General features: G+C 54.5%; 1 protein-coding gene. It reads left to right on the top strand.

Annotated elements, in window-relative coordinates; genetic code table 11:
• On the top strand, window positions 1-426 hold a 426-nt coding region (locus tag AB3X89_RS40165), incomplete at its 5' end, for a hypothetical protein (RefSeq protein ID WP_368588049.1).
• Window positions 427-528: the final 102 nt, after the last annotated feature.

The raw sequence follows: 528 nt of genomic DNA, 5'->3' as shown, positions 1-528 counted from the left end.
AATGCCGGGCTATGCGACCGGCCGCTTCTTTTTGCCATCTTTGGGTTCCTTTTGCTGGTCCCTATGACCAGCTCAGGCCCCGACCGTTCCACTTACCGACCTTGTCCGAAATTCCGGCGCCACCTCTCTGCGGCTATTCGACACGTGTGCGAGCAACGCATGGTTTGCCATCATCCGTGGCAGCTAACGCCCTCTAAATATGACATGCGCAATATACGCATCAAGACATGCTCGATGCTGATCACGGAAGACAGCTTGTGTCTCAGCGGCCAAGCAAAATGGTATCAGCGCATATGTAGCGCTTCTTCCTTGCGAATGCCTTTTGCTCAACAAGCAGCAGCCAATTCACTTGACAGTGCAATGGGCCGGGCCATCGGTGTATTCGGAAACTACAGAAAATGGCTGTCAACGCCGATTGAATTCTGACCCGCCTTTCGGCGATTCGCCGAAGTAAATCTGACCCACCCGGGACCTGTGTCACGCGGCTGCTTTCGCTGTTGCCCGCGTTCCCGTTTGTCCTGCTTTTCG

Origin of the sequence: Paraburkholderia sp. BR14320, assembly GCF_040948665.1 — a bacterium.
Taxonomy (GTDB): domain Bacteria; phylum Pseudomonadota; class Gammaproteobacteria; order Burkholderiales; family Burkholderiaceae; genus Paraburkholderia; species Paraburkholderia youngii.
The sequence above is the reverse complement of the archived record's forward strand: the minus strand, read 5'-3'. Positions and strand labels throughout refer to the sequence as shown.